The 19,037-nt window shown below is 59.7% G+C and carries 16 protein-coding genes; 9 read left to right on the top strand and 7 right to left on the bottom strand.

Going from position 1 to position 19,037, the window contains the following annotated elements; translation table 11 throughout:
• Positions 1 to 245 precede the first annotated feature (245 nt).
• Positions 246 to 3,140 (bottom strand): ribonucleoside-diphosphate reductase subunit alpha, encoded by a 2,895-nt coding sequence (locus tag BLW70_RS26820; protein WP_074879163.1) that lies wholly within the window; start codon positions 3,138 to 3,140, stop codon positions 246 to 248.
• Positions 3,141 to 3,879: 739 nt separating this feature from the next.
• On the opposite strand from BLW70_RS26820, the gene BLW70_RS26815 reads away from it, so the two are divergent.
• Together BLW70_RS26815 and BLW70_RS26810 are read left to right on the top strand one after the other, a co-directional pair.
• The gene (locus BLW70_RS26815; RefSeq protein ID WP_074879161.1) at positions 3,880 to 4,593 is read left to right on the top strand and encodes a response regulator; all 714 of its coding nucleotides are present in this window, start codon (positions 3,880 to 3,882) and stop codon (positions 4,591 to 4,593) included.
• Entirely contained in the window at positions 4,590 to 6,200 is a 1,611-nt protein-coding gene (locus tag BLW70_RS26810; RefSeq protein ID WP_074879160.1) for an ATP-binding protein, read from the top strand. The genes BLW70_RS26815 and BLW70_RS26810 overlap by 4 nt, the downstream gene beginning before the upstream one ends.
• Before the next feature lie 124 nt (positions 6,201 to 6,324).
• Here BLW70_RS26810 and BLW70_RS26805 read toward each other — a convergent pair whose 3' ends face one another.
• Positions 6,325 to 7,050 (bottom strand): 4'-phosphopantetheinyl transferase family protein, encoded by a 726-nt coding sequence (locus BLW70_RS26805; RefSeq protein ID WP_218022568.1) that lies wholly within the window; start codon positions 7,048 to 7,050, stop codon positions 6,325 to 6,327.
• Positions 7,051 to 7,218: 168 nt separating this feature from the next.
• A complete protein-coding gene (locus BLW70_RS26795; RefSeq protein ID WP_074879154.1) occupies positions 7,219 to 8,010 on the bottom strand; it encodes a dienelactone hydrolase family protein in 792 nt (263 codons plus the stop codon).
• Positions 8,011 to 8,155: 145 nt separating this feature from the next.
• Here BLW70_RS26795 and BLW70_RS26790 point away from each other — a divergent pair, with 145 nt between their 5' ends.
• The 3 genes from BLW70_RS26790 (at position 8,156) to BLW70_RS26780 (ending at position 10,961) form a co-directional block, all read left to right on the top strand.
• Positions 8,156 to 8,758 carry a hypothetical protein gene (locus BLW70_RS26790; RefSeq protein ID WP_074879153.1) on the top strand — a complete coding sequence of 201 codons (603 nt, stop codon included), beginning with the start codon at positions 8,156 to 8,158 and terminating at the stop codon, positions 8,756 to 8,758.
• Positions 8,759 to 8,940: 182 nt separating this feature from the next.
• On the top strand, positions 8,941 to 9,618 hold the full coding sequence (locus BLW70_RS26785; protein ID WP_008029360.1) for a response regulator: 678 nt from the start codon (positions 8,941 to 8,943) through the stop codon (positions 9,616 to 9,618).
• Positions 9,615 to 10,961 carry an ATP-binding protein gene (locus tag BLW70_RS26780; RefSeq protein WP_074879151.1) on the top strand — a complete coding sequence of 449 codons (1,347 nt, stop codon included), beginning with the start codon at positions 9,615 to 9,617 and terminating at the stop codon, positions 10,959 to 10,961. The genes BLW70_RS26785 and BLW70_RS26780 overlap by 4 nt, the downstream gene beginning before the upstream one ends.
• 157 nt (positions 10,962 to 11,118) lie before the next feature.
• Here BLW70_RS26780 and BLW70_RS26775 read toward each other — a convergent pair whose 3' ends face one another.
• The gene (locus tag BLW70_RS26775; RefSeq protein WP_074879149.1) at positions 11,119 to 12,117 is read right to left on the bottom strand and encodes an AraC family transcriptional regulator; all 999 of its coding nucleotides are present in this window, start codon (positions 12,115 to 12,117) and stop codon (positions 11,119 to 11,121) included.
• Between the two features lie 340 nt (positions 12,118 to 12,457).
• Between BLW70_RS26775 and BLW70_RS26770 the strand changes: the two genes are divergently transcribed.
• Together BLW70_RS26770 and BLW70_RS26765 are read left to right on the top strand one after the other, a co-directional pair.
• Positions 12,458 to 13,792 carry a dicarboxylate/amino acid:cation symporter gene (locus BLW70_RS26770; protein ID WP_074879147.1) on the top strand — a complete coding sequence of 445 codons (1,335 nt, stop codon included), beginning with the start codon at positions 12,458 to 12,460 and terminating at the stop codon, positions 13,790 to 13,792.
• A gap of 144 nt (positions 13,793 to 13,936) precedes the next feature.
• Positions 13,937 to 15,118: a CaiB/BaiF CoA transferase family protein gene (locus BLW70_RS26765; RefSeq protein ID WP_074879145.1), complete on the top strand. Its 1,182-nt coding sequence runs from the start codon at positions 13,937 to 13,939 to the stop codon at positions 15,116 to 15,118.
• 110 nt (positions 15,119 to 15,228) lie between these two features.
• Here the strand turns inward: BLW70_RS26765 and BLW70_RS26760 are convergent, their stop codons facing one another.
• Both BLW70_RS26760 and BLW70_RS26755 read right to left on the bottom strand, forming a co-directional pair.
• Entirely contained in the window at positions 15,229 to 15,723 is a 495-nt protein-coding gene (locus tag BLW70_RS26760; protein WP_074879143.1) for a SprT family zinc-dependent metalloprotease, read from the bottom strand.
• A 158-nt stretch (positions 15,724 to 15,881) separates the two neighbouring features.
• A complete protein-coding gene (locus tag BLW70_RS26755; RefSeq protein ID WP_074879141.1) occupies positions 15,882 to 16,484 on the bottom strand; it encodes a Yip1 family protein in 603 nt (200 codons plus the stop codon).
• Between the two features lie 374 nt (positions 16,485 to 16,858).
• On the opposite strand from BLW70_RS26755, the gene ttcA reads away from it, so the two are divergent.
• Positions 16,859 to 17,683 carry a tRNA 2-thiocytidine(32) synthetase TtcA gene (ttcA, locus tag BLW70_RS26750; RefSeq protein WP_074879139.1) on the top strand — a complete coding sequence of 275 codons (825 nt, stop codon included), beginning with the start codon at positions 16,859 to 16,861 and terminating at the stop codon, positions 17,681 to 17,683.
• Between the two features lie 131 nt (positions 17,684 to 17,814).
• Positions 17,815 to 18,489, top strand: a complete 675-nt coding sequence (locus BLW70_RS26745) for a DNA-3-methyladenine glycosylase I (protein WP_074879137.1) — start codon at positions 17,815 to 17,817, stop codon at positions 18,487 to 18,489.
• 122 nt (positions 18,490 to 18,611) lie between these two features.
• Here BLW70_RS26745 and BLW70_RS26740 read toward each other — a convergent pair whose 3' ends face one another.
• The gene (locus BLW70_RS26740) at positions 18,612 to 19,037 is read right to left on the bottom strand and encodes a DUF2069 domain-containing protein (RefSeq protein ID WP_074879136.1); all 426 of its coding nucleotides are present in this window, start codon (positions 19,035 to 19,037) and stop codon (positions 18,612 to 18,614) included.

The raw sequence follows: 19,037 nt of genomic DNA, 5'->3' as shown, positions 1-19,037 counted from the left end.
TTTTTTATGACCGGGATTTGTCCCTGACGCAGGCATCCTGGTTATCTGTGCTGGCCTCATCGCGAGCAGGCTCCCACAGTAGATCGCATTCCTCCGAGCCAACTCGGCCCTGTAGGAGTGAGCCTGCTCGCGATGGCGTCAACACAGTCACCACATTCCTCCAGGCAAAAGAAAACCCCCGACCAATCCAGAGGACCGATCGGGGGTTGTCGAGGTCAGCGCCTTTCAGCGCTCACCGGCTCAGCTTATTGGCAAGCTTCGCAATCCGGCTCGTCGATGGCGCAAGCCTTCGGCACTGGAGCAGGGCCGGCAGGTGCTGCCAGGACCGAATCTTCACCGTGGTTGCCGCCGCTGGAAACAGCGTTCAGCTTGCCGGTGTTGATGGTCGATTTCTCGGTGCTGGTCGCGGCCAGGGCACGGAGGTAGTAAGTGGTTTTCAGACCACGGTACCAGGCCATGCGGTAGGTCACGTCCAGCTTCTTGCCCGATGCGCCAGCGATGTACAGGTTCAGCGATTGAGCCTGGTCGATCCACTTCTGACGACGGCTTGCCGCGTCAACGATCCACTTGGTGTCCACTTCGAAGGCCGTCGCGTAGAGCTCTTTGAGTTCTTGCGGGATGCGCTCGATCTGCTGCACCGAACCGTCGTAGTACTTCAGGTCGTTGATCATGACCGAGTCCCACAGACCGCGAGCCTTCAGGTCACGAACCAGGTACGGGTTGATCACGGTGAATTCGCCCGACAGGTTCGATTTCACGTAGAGGTTCTGGTAGGTCGGTTCGATCGACTGCGATACGCCGGTGATGTTGGCGATGGTCGCGGTCGGTGCGATGGCCATGATGTTGGAGTTACGAATGCCTTTCTGAACGCGGGCACGAACCGGTGCCCAGTCCAGGGATTCGTTCAGGTCAACGTCGATGTACTTCTGGCCACGTTGCTCGATCAGGATCTGTTGCGAATCCAGCGGCAGGATGCCTTTGGACCACAGCGAACCCTGGAACGTCTCGTAAGCGCCGCGCTCGTCGGCCAGGTCGCAGGACGCCTGGATCGCGTAGTAGCTGACCGCTTCCATCGACTTGTCGGCGAACTCGACGGCAGCGTCGGAACCGTAAGGGATGTGCTGCAGGTACAAAGCGTCCTGGAAGCCCATGATGCCCAGACCGACCGGACGGTGCTTGAAGTTGGAGTTCTTCGCTTGTGGCACCGAGTAGTAGTTGATGTCGATAACGTTATCGAGCATGCGAACGGCGGTGTTCACGGTGCGTTCCAGCTTGGCGGTGTCCAGCTTGCCGTTGGTGATGTGGTTCGGCAGGTTGATCGAGCCCAGGTTGCAAACGGCGATCTCGTCCTTGTTGGTGTTCAAGGTGATCTCGGTGCACAGGTTCGAGCTGTGAACCACGCCGACGTGCTGCTGCGGGCTGCGCAGGTTGCACGGGTCTTTGAAGGTCAGCCATGGGTGGCCGGTTTCAAACAGCATGGACAGCATCTTGCGCCACAGGTCTTTGGCCTGGATGGTCTTGAACAGCTTGATCTTGCCCGGGTACTCGGACAGGGCTTCGTAGTACTCGTAACGCTCTTCGAACGCCTTGCCGGTCAGGTCGTGCAGGTCCGGCACTTCGGACGGCGAGAACAAGGTCCACTTGCCGTCATCGAAGACGCGCTTCATGAACAGGTCAGGGATCCAGTTGGCGGTGTTCATGTCGTGGGTACGACGACGATCATCACCGGTGTTCTTGCGCAGTTCGATGAACTCTTCGATGTCCATGTGCCAGGTTTCCAGGTAGGCACAGACAGCGCCTTTGCGCTTGCCACCCTGGTTAACGGCGACGGCGGTGTCGTTCACCACTTTCAGGAACGGAACAACGCCCTGGGATTTGCCGTTGGTGCCCTTGATGTAAGAACCCAGTGCACGAACCGGAGTCCAGTCGTTGCCCAGGCCGCCGGCGAATTTCGACAACATGGCGTTGTCGTGGATCGCGTGATAGATGCCCGACAGGTCATCCGGCACGGTGGTCAGGTAGCAGCTCGACAGCTGTGGACGCAGGGTGCCGGCGTTGAACAGGGTCGGGGTCGAGGACATGTAGTCGAAGGACGACAACAGGTTGTAGAACTCGATCGCACGGTCTTCTTTGTTCTTCTCTTCGATCGCCAGGCCCATGGCCACGCGCATGAAGAAGATTTGCGGCAGTTCGAAGCGGATCCCGTCCTTGTGGATGAAGTAACGGTCGTACAGGGTTTGCAGGCCCAGGTACGTGAACTGCTGATCGCGCTCGTGATTGATTGCCTTGCCGAGTTTTTCCAGGTCGAAGGTAGCGAGGACCGGGTTCAGCAATTCGAATTCGATGCCCTTGGCGATGTAGGCAGGCAGGGCCTTGGCATACAGGTCGACCATTTCGTGATGGGTCGCGCTCTCGGCGACACCAAGGAAATTCAGGCCTTCGGCACGCAGGGTGTCCATCAGCAGGCGGGCGGTCACGAACGAGTAGTTCGGCTCACGCTCGACCAGCGTACGGGCGGTCATCACCAGCGCGGTGTTGACGTCGGTCAGGGCCACGCCGTCGTACAGGTTTTTCAGGGTTTCGCGCTGGATCAGGTCGCCGTCGACTTCTTCCAGGCCTTCGCACGCTTCGGTGACGATGGTGTTCAGGCGGCCCATGTCCAGAGGAGCAAAGGTGCCATCGGCGCGGGTGATGCGGATCGACGGGTGAGCGTTGACTGCTTCTTCGGCCGGTGCGTGGGCGGCGCGTTCTTTCGAGCGACCGTCACGGTAGATCACGTAGTCGCGGGCTACTTTCTGCTCGCCGGCACGCATCAGGGCCAGTTCGACCTGGTCCTGGATTTCTTCGATGTGGATCGTGCCGCCCGAGGGCATGCGACGCTTGAAGGTCGCGGTGACTTGTTCGGTCAGACGGGCAACGGTGTCATGGATTCGCGACGAAGCGGCAGCGGTGCCGCCCTCAACTGCGAGAAACGCTTTGGTGATGGCGACGGTGATCTTGTCATCGGTGTAAGGAACGACAGTGCCGTTACGCTTGATCACACGCAGTTGGCCAGGCGCGGTGGCGGACAGATCCGAAGTCGAATCTGCGGCCTGCGGCAAGGTGCCCTGCGGGTTCTCGCGAGTTGTGTCGGTTTGCATGGGGGGTTGTCTCCACATTCTCTATGTTTGTTTGGGCACCATTTGGGTGCCCACCGTTCCGTCCTGAAGCACTACAACCGGCGAGGGGCCGGGCATACCAACTTCGGGACAGATCAGGAAGGGGCTATTGGGGCGCCGCTTCCATGCCGAAGTCTTTGGTCCCAGGGCTTGAACCTGGAACCGGGATCCTTTTGGGTGACAGTAATCGACTGCAACACCCGTACCGTTAACGCCGTTTTCGGCTCAAAAACAGTAGCCATCCGCACACGCGGCTTGGTCTTTCGAAAATACGTTTGGTTCAACCGGAAAGAGGCAATAAAAGCGCTTGAAACCGGTGTCTGATTTGTGTTTGGTTTTTATGCAAAAACCCTACATGTAGGGTTTTTTTGGCGACGGGGTACAAGATAATGCGTTTTTGGGGGTGTTGCAACGTACTACCTGTGGATAAACCTGTGCGTAAATTGTGTGTGAAAGGTGGAACGGGCGTGTAGGCCGCGACCTAGCTGGAGCGGACCGTTTTTCACTGATTTTCACCGATTGAAAACAGTCGCTCGGCTTTTTAAGGGCGCGAACCCTATCACAAAAAACCGCGTTGTCCGAACGCATTTACCGGCTTGTGTTCTTGGCGAGCGGCGTTTATACAATCGGCTCATGCAGATGCATTCTTATCCTCCCCAATCATTACAAAAAGACGGGCGGATCCTTCCTTATAAAGTGTTGTTGGCAAGCAGAGGTCACCGTGGAGCAAGAAGCCTGGCAGGTATTGATTGTCGAGGACGACCAGCGTCTGGCCGAACTGACCCGCGACTACCTGGAAGCCAATGGCCTGCGCGTATCGATCGAGGGCAACGGCGCCTTGGCCGCGGCACGGATCATCAAGGAGAAACCGGACCTGGTGATCCTCGACCTGATGTTGCCGGGCGAGGATGGCCTGAGCATCTGCCGCAAGGTCCGCGACAAGTATGACGGCCCGATCCTGATGCTCACCGCCCGCACCGACGACACCGATCAGATACTTGGCCTGGACCTGGGCGCCGACGACTACGTGTGCAAACCGGTTCGCCCCCGTCTGTTGCTGGCGCGCATCCAGGCCTTGTTGCGACGCAGTGAAGCCCCTGAAGTGGCGCCGGAAAAACAACGGCGCCTGCAGTTCGGTCCCCTGGTGGTCGACAACGCATTGCGCGAAGCCTGGCTGAACGACAACGGCATCGAACTGACCAGCGCCGAGTTCGACCTGCTCTGGCTGTTGGTGGCCAACGCCGGGCGCATCCTGTCCCGGGAAGAGATTTTCACCGCGCTGCGCGGCATTGGCTATGACGGCCAGGACCGTTCCATCGACGTGCGCATCTCGCGCATTCGCCCAAAAATCGGCGATGACCCGGAGCATCCGCGGCTGATCAAGACCATCCGCAGCAAAGGTTATCTGTTCGTTCCGGAAGCCTGCACGCTGTGAACTCGATCTTCCTGCGCATTTACGGTGGCATGTGCGCGGCGCTGATTCTGGTGGCGGTGCTCGGCGTGCTGGCCTTGCACCTGCTTAACCAGGTGCGCGGCGAGCAATACCGCGAACGCCTGGCCCACGGCACGTTCTCGCTGATGGCCGACAATCTGAACCCGATGAACGAAACCGAGCGCCACCGTGCCTTGCTGGTGTGGGAGCGGTTGTTGGGGATTCCTCTGGCGCTGAAGACCTTTGCCCAAACCGACCTCGACATGACCCAGCGCACCCGCGTGCTGCGCGGTCAGGCGCTGGTGGAACAGACCGGTCCGCACGCGGCGAAGGTTTACCGGTTGGTCAGCGACAAGGAACAGTTGGTGCTGACTGGCGAAGTCCAGCAGATCAGCGAACAACTGGCCCGGGCCACTATTTACCTGCTGGCCGATGAACTGGTGCGCTACCCGGTGGCCGAGCAGCCCGAGCGCCTGGCGCAATTGAAGCGCGACAAAGGCTTTGGTTTCGACTTGCGGCTGGTGAAGATCGAACAGGCGGACATGGACGAAGACCAGAGTCGCCGGGTGTCTGAGGGCGACACGGTGATGGCGCTGGGCAAGGGCGGCGATTCGATCCGGGTGTTTGCCGGCATGGTGGGGACGCCGTGGGTGCTGGAAATCGGCCCGTTGTATCAGATGAATCCTTATCCGCCGGAGTGGCTGGTGCTGATCGCCGCCCTGGGTTTGAGTCTGATCGGCTTGATCGTCTATTTATTGGTGCGCCAACTTGAACGCCGTTTGCGTGGACTGGAAGCGGCCGCCACGCGCATCGCCAAGGGCAGCCTGGAAACCCGCGTGCCAACACGCGGCGCGGACTCGGTGGGACGGCTGGCTTCGGCGTTCAACGGCATGGCCGAACACTTGCAGCAATTGCTGGCGATCCAGCGTGAGCTGGTGCGTGCCGTGTCTCATGAGCTGCGCACACCCGTGGCGCGGTTGCGTTTTGGCCTGGAAATGATCGGCTCGGCGACCACGCCGCAGGCGTTGGAAAAATACTGTGAAGGCATGGACCATGACATCGAGGATCTCGATCGCCTGGTGGACGAGATGCTCACCTACGCACGACTGGAGCAGGGTTCACCGGCACTGAATTTTCAGCGGATCGATCTGGATGCGTTGGTCAATCAGGTGATCGAAGAACTGGCGCCGTTACGCGCCGAGGTCACGGTGCAGCGCGGTTTGTGTTTGTCCGCCGCGGACAATGATGATGCCTGGGTCGAGGCCGAGCCGCGTTACCTGCACCGGGCGTTGCAGAACCTGGTGAGCAACGCCATGCGCCACGCTCAATCGCGGGTGACCGTCAGCTATCAGGTCGGGCAGCAGCGCTGTCGAGTGGATGTCGAGGATGACGGACCGGGCGTGCCGGAAACGGCCTGGGAGAAAATCTTCACGCCATTCCTGCGCCTCGACGACAGCCGTACCCGCGCCTCCGGTGGGCATGGGTTGGGGTTGTCCATCGTGCGGCGAATCATCCATTGGCATGATGGCCGGGCGTTGATCAGCAAGAGTAAAAGCCTGGGCGGGGCGTGTTTCAGTTTGAGTTGGCCGAGGAATCAGGAGAAGCGTTGAGATTGTTGGTGTCTGTTCTGGCCTCATCGCGGGCAAGCCCGCTCCCACAGGATTTGTGGTGTTGCATCGATCCCTGTGGGAGCGGGCTTGCCCGCGATGGCGTCATTGGAGACGCTAAAAGCCTTCAGGCCTTGATGCTGACCAGACTCAACAACTGCCCATCAATGACCCCGAACTGCGCATCCAGCTCAGTGCCGTTGCGCCACTCAGTGGACAGATCCGTCAGCAACCGCAGCCGCACTTCACCGCTTTCGGTCCACTCCAACACTTCAGCGTGCTCGAAATAGAAGCGCTGCTGAACGATCGGATACAGCGCCTTGAACAGGCTTTCCTTTACCGAAAACGTCAGGGTGACCAGCATCGCCAACTGGTCGCGACGGCCTGCGGTCATGCGGTGCAACTCGGGCGGGGTGAGGATTTCCCCGGCCAGCCGCTCGGCCCGTTCAGGGTTGAGCAGGTTTTCCAGGTCCATCCCCAGGCCGCGCCAGTGGGTTTTCTTCGCGACAATCGCCGAGGCCCGGCCGGTGCTGTGGGTGATCGAACCGGTGATGTGCGTCGGCCACACCGGTGCCCGGTCTTCGCCGATAGCCGGGATGAAGTTCAGCCCTTCCAACTGTTGCAACGCCGCCCGAGCGCAAACCCGCCCGGCGAGGAACTCTGCCTGACGCTTGGCGACCGAACGCTGGATGGCGGGCGGCGGCTCGATGGCGCTGCGCTGGAAATCATCGCTGGCCAGTTGCGAGGTATCGAAGTGAGTGCTCAACAGCACCGTATCGGGCAGCGCAAACGGCAGCGGCCAATGGGCATCGAGTGGGGTGCAGCAGACGGGGAGGGCGGGGGCGCGATTCATGTGGGGCATTTTGCCGGGTTGCTCTCAGGCTGGGTAGTAGCAACGGCTTGATCGTTCCCACGCTCCGCGTGGGAATGCCTCAAGGGACGCTCCGCGTTCCAGCTCTCGAAAGGGACGCGGAGCGTCCCGGGCTGCATTCCCACGGGGACCGTGGGAACGATCACTGTGTCAGCTAAATATTTTCTTGAAAAACGCCTGCATGTCCGCCCAGGATTTTTCATCCGCCGCTTTGTTGTAGCCAATATCCGGCCCGCCGTGATCGCCATGGCTCAACCGGTCTGCATCAGGATTACTGAAGCCATGCTTGGCTCCTTCAAGGTTGACGAATTGATAGTCAGCACCTGCCTTGTCCATTTCTGCCTTGAACGCTGCAACGTTATCCGCGGTGATCATGCTGTCCAGAGCGCCATGTTCGACGAGGATTTTGGCTTTCACGCTACCCGGTGTGGCAGGCGTCTTGGTTGCCAGCGCACCGTGAAAACTCACCACGCCCGCCAGCGGCAAACCCTGGCGTGCCGCATTCAGCACCACGCCGCCGCCGAAGCAATAACCGATAGCGGCGATTTTGTCCGGGTCGGTTTGCGGCTGCTTCTTCAGCAGATCGAGCCCGGCCTGAAAGCGTGCACTGGACGCGGCACTGTCTTTCAATGCCGCTTGCATGAAGGCCATCGCGTCCTTGGGATGCTCAGTGTTTTTGCCATCGCCATACATGTCGATGGCCAGTGCGCTGTAGCCCAGACCGGCGAGATCCCGGGCGCGGCGCTTGGTGTACTCGTTGAGCCCCCACCATTCGTGCACCACCACAACGCCAGGGCGTGCGCCCTGAATGGCGTCGTCGTAGGCGAAATAGCCGATCAGCTTGGTGCCGTCAGCACTTTGATAAGGGATTTCCTGAGTCTTGATAGCGGCTTGGCTGAACCCGCTCAAGGCCAGTAATGCAAAGGCGAGGAAAATGCGCATCGTCGGATCTCCTGCAAAAAGTCATCAAAACAGCCTGGTCGATTTGATTCAGCTCAGGTTCAGCGTGCGTTCAGGGGGAGTTCAGGGCCGGGTGAGTAATCTTGCCTCGTACCCAAATAGCAAATAGCACATAAGGAACTCCCCTATGACTGGATTCAAAAAACTGCTTCTGGCTTTTACTGTCCTGAGCGCGAGTACCGCGGCTTTCGCTTCCGACGACAATTTCGCCAGCCTTACTTTTGGACAGACCAGCGACAAGGTCAAAAAGTCCCACGCCCTGAACGACAACCTCAACAGCCCAAACGCCGACGGCGTGATCGGCAAGGACAACACCTGGGGTGTGCGTCTGGGTCGGCAAAACAGCCAGGGTCGCTACTATGCCACTTACGACAACGTATCGGGCTCGCACAACGGCATTAAACTGCGGCAGGAAAACCTCCTGGGCAGCTACGATCTGTTCTACCCGGTGGGCAGCAGCACCAGGTTGTTCGGCGGCGCCACGGCCGGTTTGACCAAAATGACTCAGGAGTCGCCAGGCTTCAGCCGCGACAGCGACATCGGTTACGCCATCGGCGGCCAGGTGGGTGTCCTGCAACAGGTTTCGCAAAACACCTCGGTAGAACTGGGTTACCGTTACCTGCGCAGCAACGCCAGCACCGAAATGAGCGAGCGCGGTGACAGCAAACAGGGCTCGCTGGACCTGACCAGCAGCGCCCAGACCTACCTGTCGGCGAACTACGCTTTCTGACAAGCATTGCCAGTCAGTCAAGCGCAGAACCTGTGGGAGCGAGCCTGCTCGCGATGACGGCGGTACATTCAGCATCAATATGGGCTGACCCACCGCTATCGCGAGCAGGCTCGCTCCCACAGGTCGCCCTGTCAGCCATTGAAGTTTGTTTCTGGAGATGTTGATTTGCGTAGGAGAGCGTTATGAAACTGCTGGTCGTCGAAGATGAAGCGCTGTTGCGCCATCACCTGCAAACCCGCCTGACGGACAGCGGCCACGTGGTCGAGTCCGTGGCCAATGCCGAAGAGGCGCTGTACCAGACCGAGCAGTTCAACCATGACCTGGCGGTGATCGATCTCGGCCTGCCGGGCATGGGCGGGCTCGACCTGATCCGTCAGCTGCGCTCGCGCGGCAAGACCTTCCCGATCCTGATCCTCACCGCGCGCGGCAACTGGCAGGACAAGGTCGAAGGCCTTGCCGCCGGCGCCGACGATTACGTGGTCAAACCGTTCCAGTTCGAAGAACTCGATGCCCGCCTGAATGCCTTGCTGCGCCGTTCCAGCGGTTTCACCCAGTCGACCATCGTCGCCGGGCCGTTGCTGCTGGACCTCAATCGCAAACAGGCGTCCCTCGATGAACAACCGCTGGCGCTGACCGCTTACGAGTATCGGATCCTCGAGTACCTGATGCGGCATCACCAGCAAGTGGTGGCCAAGGATCGCTTGATGGAACAGCTCTACCCGGACGACGACGAGCGCGATCCGAACGTGATCGAAGTACTGGTCGGCCGTCTGCGCCGCAAACTTGAAGGCCCGGCCGGTTTCAAACCGATCGATACCGTGCGTGGCCTCGGCTACCTATTCAATGAGCGCTGCACTTGATTCGTTCCCTTCGTGTCCGCTTGATGCTCGCTGCCGCGCTCCTGGCGGTGTTGTTCATGCTGGCGCTGCTGCCGGCGATGCAGGGCGCGTTCAGCCTGGCGTTGCAGGACTCGATCGAACAGCGCCTGGCGTCGGACGTCACCACCCTGATCTCTGCCGCCCGGGTGGAGAACAATCGCTTGCAGATGCCAGCGCAGTTGCCCGATGAGCGTTTCAACCTGACTGACGGCCGTTTGCTTGGCTACATCTATGACCGCGAAGGGCATCTGGTCTGGCGCTCGAAGGGCACCCAGGAAGAGCACATCAACTACAAACCGCGTTACGACGGGCGCGGTAACGAGTTCGCGAGAATCAGCGAAGCCAACGGCCAGGAATTCTTCGTCTATGACGTCGAGGTCAAACTTCTCGGCGGCAAGAGCGCGGCGTTCAGCATCGTCGCGCTGCAACCGGTGCGCGAGTACGAAGCCACCCTCGAAGGCCTGCGGGAAAACCTCTACCTCGGTTTCGGTGCCGCCTTGCTGGTGTTGCTCGCGCTGCTGTGGAGCGGCCTGACCTGGGGCTTGCAGGCGTTGCGCCGGCTCAGTCAGGAACTGGACGAGATCGAAAGCGGCACCCGCGAAAGCCTCAGCGAACAACACCCGCGCGAACTGTTGCGCCTGACCGGTTCCCTCAACCGCTTGCTGCACAGCGAGCGCGAACAACGCAGCCGCTATCGCGATTCCCTCGACGACCTGGCCCACAGCCTGAAAACCCCGCTGACTGTGCTGCAAGGCGTCAGCGAAGACATGGCCCAGCGCCCGGCCGATCGTGATCAGGCCTGGGTGCTGCAAACCCAGATCGAACGCATGAGCCAGCAGATCAGCTACCAACTGCAACGCGCCAGCCTGCGCAAAAGCGGTCTGGTGCGTCATCAGGTACGCCTGCGCCCGGTGCTGCAAAGCCTGTGCGACACGCTGGACAAGGTCTACCGCGACAAACGCGTGCGGGTCGCGTTCGATCTGCCGGAGCAGTGTTACGTGCCGATCGAGCAGGGTGCGCTGCTGGAAATGATGGGCAACCTGCTGGAAAACGCCTATCGCCTGTGCCTCGGCGAAGTACGCATCAGCGTGCGCGAAAATCTTGGCGGGGTTGAGTTGTGTGTTGAGGATGACGGGCCGGGAGTGCCGCCGGATCAGCGCGCGCGGATTCTGCAGCGTGGGGAACGGCTGGATCGCCAGCATCCGGGGCAGGGGATTGGGTTGGCGGTGGTCAAGGACATCATCGAGAGCTACAGCGCGAAGCTGACGCTGGGGGACTCGCCAATGGGCGGGGCGGCGTTCCGGATTCATTTTCCGGTGGTTTGACCGCGAGTAACCGATCGTTCCCACGCGGAGCGACTGATCGTTCCCACGCTCTGCGTGGGAATGCAGCCCGGGACGCTCTGCGTCCCTTTCGGGAGCTGGAACGCGGAGCGTCCCTTGAGGCATTCCCACGCAGAGCGTGGGAACGATCAGTGGAACTTCAGTTCTCTTGCGCGCGATAAGCCCCAGGCGTAAGTCCGGTCCATTTCTTGAACGCCCGGTGAAACGCCGAAGGCTCGGAAAACCCCAGCTGCTCGGCAATCTGTTGCAACGACAAATCCGCCCGCCCCAGGTGATAAATCGCAATGTCCCGCCGCAGCTGATCCTTCAATTCCTGAAAACTCGACCCTTCCTCCCGCAAATGCCGGCGCAAGGTTTGCGGGCTGATGTGCAAGTGCGCGGCCACCTCTTCAAGATCCGGCCAGTGCGAACTGTCACGGCTGAGCAACCTTCGCAACTGGCTGCTCAAACTGTCGCCGTCGTCCGGGCGCGACAACAGGTCGGCGGGGGAGCGTTCGAGGAAATGCTTGAGTGTCCGTTCATCCTGCAGCAGCGGCATGTCCAGGTAACGACTGTGAAACAACAGGCTGCTCTGCGCTCTGGAAAACGCCAGAGGACAGGGGAACAGCAAATCGTATTCGGCGCCGTGCTCGGGTTTCGGGTAACTGAACGTCGCCTGTTCCAGGCGAATGCGCTGGCCGATCAGCCAGCTGCCGAGACGATGCCACACCAGCAACTGGCTCTCGGTGAGGAAGTGGTCCGGGTCGCGGAACTGCGAGTCGTCGAGGCTCAGGCGAATCAGGTCGTCTTCGCGGGTCAGGGTCAGACGGGGGCTGTTGGGGAACAAGCTGTAAAACAACAGGCCGCGGTGGAGTGCTTTCTCCAGATTGCGGCAATGGATCAGCGCATGGCACATCATCGCGAAGCTGCCGGTTTTGCTCGGAACCGGCCCGAAACCCAGGTATTCGTCATCCAGTGCCAGCCACAGGCCCTGGATCAATCGGGTGAACTGTTCAGGCGCGATTCGCGCTCGCGGCTCTTCAAGCAACTCGGGGCTGATGCCGAGTTGTTGCAGCAGATTCGAATAGTCATAACCCAGCCGGCGTGCGCCACCGAGGGCGGCACGGGCGAAATGACTGGCGATGGTGCGTTCGCGCATAGCAGGCAAGTCCGTCCATTGAGCGGCCGATGGTAGCCGTGGCGCCTGATGATGAACAAGGCGGATATCCGCCAATTTGTAGGACGAGGTTTGGTCGATGGGCGGAAATCCGCCACTTTGCCGTAACCGTCTGGTGACAAAGAAAAACCTGCAACCCTTGAAGCCAAAAGGCTTGCTGGCGATTTGACGAAGGTGGCACGGGCCTTGCGATACAACTCGCAGATGCCTGCCGCTGCGCAGCTCGACAAAACAAATCCCTCCAGTGCAGGAGGGTTCGCAATTGAGGTGTCAGGTGCAACAGATGGATGTTGCTACTGAGGCACTCTTGAGGAACTTTGCAATGACGACTCGTCAGCCACTGTATAAATCCCTGTACTTCCAGGTGATCGTTGCTATTGCCATCGGCATCCTGCTCGGTCACTTCTACCCGCAGACCGGTGTAGCCCTCAAGCCGCTGGGTGACGGGTTCATCAAACTGATCAAAATGGTCATCGCGCCGATCATCTTCTGTACGGTCGTCAGTGGTATCGCCGGCATGCAGAACATGAAATCGGTCGGCAAGACCGGCGGCTATGCGCTGCTGTACTTCGAAATCGTCTCCACCATCGCCTTGCTGATCGGTCTGGTCGTGGTCAACGTCGTGCAACCGGGCGCCGGCATGCACATCGACGTGACGACCCTGGACACCAGCAAAATCGCTGGCTTCATCTCGGCCGGTAAAGACCAGAGCATCATTGCTTTCGTTCTCAACGTGATCCCGAACACCATCGTCGGCGCGTTCGCCAACGGCGACATCCTGCAAGTGCTGATGTTCTCGGTGATCTTCGGTTTCGCCCTGCATCGCCTGGGTGCCTACGGCAAACCGGTGCTGGACTTCATCGATCGCTTCGCTCACGTGATGTTCAACATCATCAACATGATCATGAAGCTCGCTCCAGTCGGCGCGTTCGGTGCGATGGCCTTCACCATCGGTGCCTACGGTGTCGGTTCGCTGGTGCAACTGGGTCAGTTGATGATCTGCTTCTACATCACCTGCATCCTGTTCGTAGTCCTGGTTCTGGGCGCCATCTGCCGCGCGCACGGTTTCAGCGTGCTGAAACTGATTCGCTACATCCGTGAAGAACTGCTGATCGTGCTGGGCACTTCCTCTTCGGAATCCGCGCTGCCACGCATGCTGATCAAAATGGAACGTCTGGGTGCGGATAAATCGGTAGTGGGTCTGGTGATCCCGACGGGTTACTCCTTCAACCTCGACGGTACTTCGATCTACCTGACCATGGCGGCTGTGTTTATCGCTCAGGCGACTGATACGCCGATGGACCTCACTCACCAGATCACCTTGCTGCTGGTGCTGCTGTTGTCCTCCAAAGGTGCGGCAGGTGTGACCGGTAGCGGCTTCATCGTGCTGGCAGCGACCCTGTCGGCCGTGGGTACTCTGCCGGTGGCCGGCCTGGCGCTGATCCTCGGTATCGACCGCTTCATGTCCGAAGCCCGTGCGCTGACCAACCTGGTTGGTAACGCCGTAGCCACCCTCGTGGTCGCCAAGTGGGTGAAAGAGCTGGACGAAGACAAGCTGCAAGTCGAGCTGGCTTCTGGCGGTCGCGGTATCTCCGACGAGCGTGAAGTAGATGACCTGGGCGTGGCTGAAGGCCCGACCCCAAGCAACGTCAAATAAGACGGCTGCACTGAAAAAACCCGCTTCGGCGGGTTTTTTCATGTCTGGGATTTGAGCGCAACGGTCAGCGCAACTGACGCATAAGGTGATTGCTGCAAGGGCGTAGGCTGCCTAGTCTGGAGGCATCGTTTACGGAGAACGCCCATGCTCGGTCCACTGGCATCACTCAAGGTTCTGGATTTCTCGACATTGCTGCCGGGGCCGTTCGCCTCGTTGCTGCTGGCGGACATGGGCGCCGAGGTGTTGCGCATCGAATCGCCAACACGCATGGACCTGTTGCGGGTGTTGCCACCGCATGATCAAGGCGTCTCGGCCAGCCACGCCTATCTCAATCGCAACAAGCGCAGCCTGGCGCTGGACCTCAAGCAGCCCGAGGCGCTGGAGGTGATCAAGCAGTTGTTGCAGGACTACGACATCGTGCTGGAGCAATTCCGTCCCGGCGTGATGGACCGGTTGGGTTTGGGCTATGAAGCCTTGATGGCGATTAATCCGAAGCTGATTTATGTGTCGATCACCGGGTATGGCCAGACCGGCCCCTACAAGGACCGCGCCGGCCACGACATCAACTACCTGGCGTTGGCGGGGCTTTCGAGCTACACCGGCCGCGCCGACAGTGGCCCGTTGCCGTTGGGCATGCAAGTGGCGGATATCGCCGGTGGCTCGTTGCACGGGGTGATCGGCCTGCTGGCGGCGGTCATCGCCCGGCAGCAAACCGGGCAGGGGCAGCATCTGGATGTGAGCATGACCGACTGTGTGTTCAGCCTGAACGCCATGGCCGGTGCCGGGTACCTGGCCTGCGGGGTGGAGCCGGGCAGGGAAAATCAGATGCTCAATGGCGGCAGCTTCTACGACTATTACCGTTCCCGCGATGGGCGCTGGTTCTCGGTGGGCAGTCTGGAGCCGGTGTTCATGCAGCAACTCTGCACGGCATTGGGTCGCCCGGAACTGGCGGCCCAGGGGCTGTCGCCCGAGCCGGCCCGGCAACAGGCGCTCAAGGAGGCGTTGAAGATTGAATTCGAAAAACACGACTTTGCCGAGTTGTGTGAGCTGTTCGCCGGCGTCGATGCGTGCGTCGAGCCGGTGTTGAGCCTGGGCGAAGCGGTGCGGCATCCGCAGGTGAAGGCGCGGGCGCTGGTGACCGAAGTGCCGCGGGGTGACGGGACGACTCAGGCGCAGATGGCGTGTCCGTTGAAGTTTTCGGACGGCTTGCCTGAGCCTCGGCATATTGGCGCGGCCATAGGGCAGCATACGGATCAGGTGTTGGAGGAGTTGGGGTATAGCGCTGAGCAGATCGCGGAGTTGCGCCGTGCCAGGGTCGTTACATAGATCGTTCCCATGCTCCGCGTGGGAATGCATCCCGTGACGCTCTGCGTCACAGTGGACGCGGAGCGTCCATGGCGGCATTCCCACGCAGAGCGTGGGAACGATCATGTGGGTCACTCGACCCGCATTTCCCCACTAAACACCAACGTGCTCCGGCACCGCCGACACAAATACCGTCGCCCCTGTCTCACCAAACCATGACGCTGCGCCGAAAACGGGAAATCGCTGTCGGGGCACGGGCATTTGTAGATGTAGCGGGTCATGCTGCGGCGTTTGACGTCATAGGTGTGGCAGCGATTGGGCGGCAGCTCGTACACGCCGCGCATGATCAGTTGCCACTCTTCGCCATGGGGCTGGATGCGGTCGCCGAACAGTTGATGGGCGATCAGGTGCGCAACCTCATGGGCCACGGTTTGCTTGAGGAAGTCTTCGGTATTTTCCCGGTACAGCTGTGGATTGAAGCGCAGCAGATTCTCGTGCAAATGCGCGACACCGGCTTTTTGTCCGCGCAGCTTGAGGCTCACCACGGGGCGTTTGAAAGGTCGTTTGAAAAAGGATTCGGCTAGCTGGTAACAGTCTTCGACGCGGGAATTGAGTTGCTCGGGCATGCTTGATGGATCTCCAGAGGCGTCGAGTATGCCGCAACCCTTGGGACTTGCGAATCGTTCAGGCGCCGAATGGTCGTCACCGTTTTCTATCCTTGAACATTAGAAGGCCGCCTTGCGGCGGCCTGTGTTGGCAGATCTTGTTTTTGGGTGAAGAGTGGCTAGTTCGTATAGACCGGCCCCACGCCGAGTCCCCAGACAATGACTGTGAACGCCATGATGGCCACTAGCACCACCAGGCCTACAGCAAGCACCGAACTCGAAAACAGAAATCCCTCGTCTGATGGAATGTTCATGAAAGTGGGTAGCCCCACATACAGCAGGTACACCGTGTAGCAGATGGCCGCGGTGCCAACGATCATCCCAAGCCACATGTGTGGGTACAGCGCCGCCAGACCGCCGATAAACAGCGGTGTCGCGGTGTAGGTCGCAAATGCAACGCAGCGTGCCAGGCTCGGGTTGGCGTCATAGGTGCGCGCCATCCAGTGGATGAACGCGCCCATTACCGCCACACCGCCCAGCATCGCCAGGTACGACATGACCGTCATCCATATCGCGCTTTCCATCGTCAGCATCACTGGTGCGCGACTGCCAATGACCCAGCCGACCTGTGTAGTGCCAATAAATGCCGACACCGCAGGGATCGCCGCCAGAATCAGGGTATGAGTGAGATACATGTGGCTGATGCTTTCCTCCTGGTCGCCACGAATCTCTTTCCATTCTTGGTCAGGGTGGGTGAAGAGCCCCACTACGTGATGGATCATGCCAGTCACTCCTCTTGTTTTTACCGTCGCCCCCCAGTGGAGCGCCTACAGGCCAAAGTGGCCGAGTAAGGAAAGGTCTGGATTATGTGTGCGACCTTATGTCGCAGTATAGAAAGGTCTTAACGGCGCGGGTTGCAGGGCTTTAGAGCAAATTGCACTGTAAACACGTCTGTTAATCGCCGCAGGGTCTGTGCACCCAGACCTTTGTGGGAGCGAGCCTGCTCGCGATGGCGTAGTGTCAGTCAATATCAATGCAACCTGTCACACCATAATCGCGAGCAGGCTCGCTCCCACAGGGGATAGGGGGCTCTTCGCCCGTGACCGGTTTTTGCGTAAAATGCCGGCCTTTCGTCACACCTCACGGATTTCGCGTCATGGGCACTCTTACGGTCAACCAGAACAAACTGCAAAAGCGCCTTCGCCGCCAGGCTGGTGAGGCTGTTGCCGATTTCAACATGATTGAAGACGGCGACAAGGTCATGGTCTGCCTGTCCGGTGGCAAGGACAGCTACACCATGCTCGACGTGCTGTTGCACTTGCAGAAGGTCGCCCCGATCAAGTTCGAGATCGTGGCCGTGAACATGGACCAGAAACAGCCGGGTTTCCCCGAGCATGTGCTGCCGGCCTATCTCAAAGAGCTGGGCGTCGAGTACCACATCGTCGAGAAAGACACCTATTCGGTGGTCAAGGAGCTGATCCCGGAAGGCAAGACCACCTGTTCGCTGTGCTCGCGCCTGCGTCGCGGCACGCTCTACACCTTTGCCGACCAAATCGGCGCGACCAAGATGGCCCTCGGTCATCACCGCGACGATATCGTCGAGACCTTTTTCCTGAACATGTTCTTCAACGGTTCGCTCAAAGCCATGCCGCCGAAGCTGCGCGCCGACGATGGCCGCAACGTGGTGATCCGCCCGCTGGCCTACTGCAACGAAAAGGACATCCAGGCCTACTCGGACTTCAAGCAATTCCCGATCATCCCGTGCAACCTCTGCGGTTCCCAGGAAAACCTGCAACGCCAGGTGGTCAAGGACATGCTTCAGGAGTGGGAACGCAAGACGCCAGGTCGCACCGAAAGCATTTTTCGCAGCTTGCAGAACGTGATCCCGTCGCAACTGGCGGACCGTAATCTGTTCGACTTCACCAATCTGCGTATCGATGAAACTGCCGCTTCGCGGTTCGTCAACGTAGTCAACCTCTAAACACAATCACTGTGGGAGCCAGCCTGCTGGCGATAGCGGTCGGTCAGACACATCGTTGTTGACTGACCCACCGCTATCACCAGCAGGCTGGCTCCCACATGAGTCTGTTCACTTACTCATCAGGAAAGGGCATGCGCGATTACAAGTGGCTGCACGAATACTGTCTGAACCGCTTCGGTTCGGCAGCTGAACTGGAAGCCCATCTGCCTGTTCCGAAAACTCCGGCGCAATTGCGCAAGATCAGCGACGACCGCTACCTCTCGACCATGGCGCTGCGCGTCTTCCGTGCCGGGCTCAAGCACAGCCTGGTGGACGCCAAATGGCCGGCGTTCGAAGAAGTGTTCTTCAAGTTCGACCCTGAGAAAGTCGTGCTGATGAGTGCCGAACACCTTGAGCGTCTGATGCAGGACGCGCGGATCATTCGTCATCTGGGCAAACTCAAGAGCGTGCCGCGCAATGCGCAGTTCATTCTGGATGTGGCGCATGAGAAGGGCAGCTTTGGCGCGTTGATCGCCGATTGGCCAGTCACGGATATCGTTGGGTTGTGGACCTACCTGAAAAAGCGCGGCCATCAATTGGGTGGCTTGTCGGCTCCGCGGTTCTTGCGCATGGTCGGCAAGGATACGTTTGTGCCGAGTTATGACGTGGTCGCGGCGTTGAATGCGCAGAAGATTGTGGACAAGGTGCCGACCAGCCTGCGGGATCTGGCCACGGTGCAGGGGGTGTTCAACCAGTGGCATGAAGAAAGTGGTGGGCGGCCGATGAGTCAGATATCGATGATGCTCGCCTACACCGTCAACCACTGACGAAAATGATCGTTCCCACGCTCCGCGTGGGAATGCCGCCCGGGACGCTCCGCGTCCCTGTGACGCGGAGCGTCACTTGATGCATTCCCACGCAGAGCGTGGGAACGATCACTGTAGGAGGATCAGGCTGCCGCGGTTTCGCCTTCACCCGCCAACTTGCGGTTCAACTGAAACCGCCATCGCACATACAACAGCGCCGAGCAGAACACCGCCACGCTGGCGCCCATTTCCAGCAAGCCAAACAGCTGCCGGTTCGGGTCATACGCCGCCAATGCGCCCTTGATGAAATACAGGTTCACCACAAAACACATCCATGAATGCCCGCGCGCACTGCCGATAATCATCCCCGGCGCCAGCAACAGCAGCGGCACCAGTTCGATCAGCAGAATCACCCACGGACGGGCGCCGTGCAGGTCGGCGAAGACCAGGTAGTAGGCGCACAGCAAACCCACCAGACCGAAGTAGCACAGCAGGCTGATGACGCGCATCGCCCGAACCCGCGGTTCGAGCCATTCGATGGAGGGCAAAATCTTCGGCTTTTTGGCCAC

Origin of the sequence: Pseudomonas frederiksbergensis, assembly GCF_900105495.1 — a bacterium.
GTDB lineage: Bacteria > Pseudomonadota > Gammaproteobacteria > Pseudomonadales > Pseudomonadaceae > Aquipseudomonas > Aquipseudomonas frederiksbergensis.
The sequence above is the reverse complement of the archived record's forward strand: the minus strand, read 5'-3'. Positions and strand labels throughout refer to the sequence as shown.

What these genes read in the sequence shown, in the direction of transcription:
- BLW70_RS26770 (WP_074879147.1), top strand. Translation starts at nt 12,458, where the DNA reads ATGACGACTCGTCAGCCACTGTATAAATCCCTGTACTTCCAGGTGATC.
- BLW70_RS26795 (WP_074879154.1), bottom strand. Translation starts at nt 8,010, where the DNA reads ATGCGCATTTTCCTCGCCTTTGCATTACTGGCCTTGAGCGGGTTCAGC.
- BLW70_RS26760 (WP_074879143.1), bottom strand. Translation starts at nt 15,723, where the DNA reads ATGCCCGAGCAACTCAATTCCCGCGTCGAAGACTGTTACCAGCTAGCC.
- BLW70_RS26820 (WP_074879163.1), bottom strand. Translation starts at nt 3,140, where the DNA reads ATGCAAACCGACACAACTCGCGAGAACCCGCAGGGCACCTTGCCGCAG.
- BLW70_RS26790 (WP_074879153.1), top strand. Translation starts at nt 8,156, where the DNA reads ATGACTGGATTCAAAAAACTGCTTCTGGCTTTTACTGTCCTGAGCGCG.
- ttcA (WP_074879139.1), top strand. Translation starts at nt 16,859, where the DNA reads ATGGGCACTCTTACGGTCAACCAGAACAAACTGCAAAAGCGCCTTCGC.
- BLW70_RS26745 (WP_074879137.1), top strand. Translation starts at nt 17,815, where the DNA reads ATGCGCGATTACAAGTGGCTGCACGAATACTGTCTGAACCGCTTCGGT.
- BLW70_RS26785 (WP_008029360.1), top strand. Translation starts at nt 8,941, where the DNA reads ATGAAACTGCTGGTCGTCGAAGATGAAGCGCTGTTGCGCCATCACCTG.
- BLW70_RS26805 (WP_218022568.1), bottom strand. Translation starts at nt 7,050, where the DNA reads ATGAATCGCGCCCCCGCCCTCCCCGTCTGCTGCACCCCACTCGATGCC.
- BLW70_RS26775 (WP_074879149.1), bottom strand. Translation starts at nt 12,117, where the DNA reads ATGCGCGAACGCACCATCGCCAGTCATTTCGCCCGTGCCGCCCTCGGT.
- BLW70_RS26765 (WP_074879145.1), top strand. Translation starts at nt 13,937, where the DNA reads ATGCTCGGTCCACTGGCATCACTCAAGGTTCTGGATTTCTCGACATTG.
- BLW70_RS26755 (WP_074879141.1), bottom strand. Translation starts at nt 16,484, where the DNA reads ATGATCCATCACGTAGTGGGGCTCTTCACCCACCCTGACCAAGAATGG.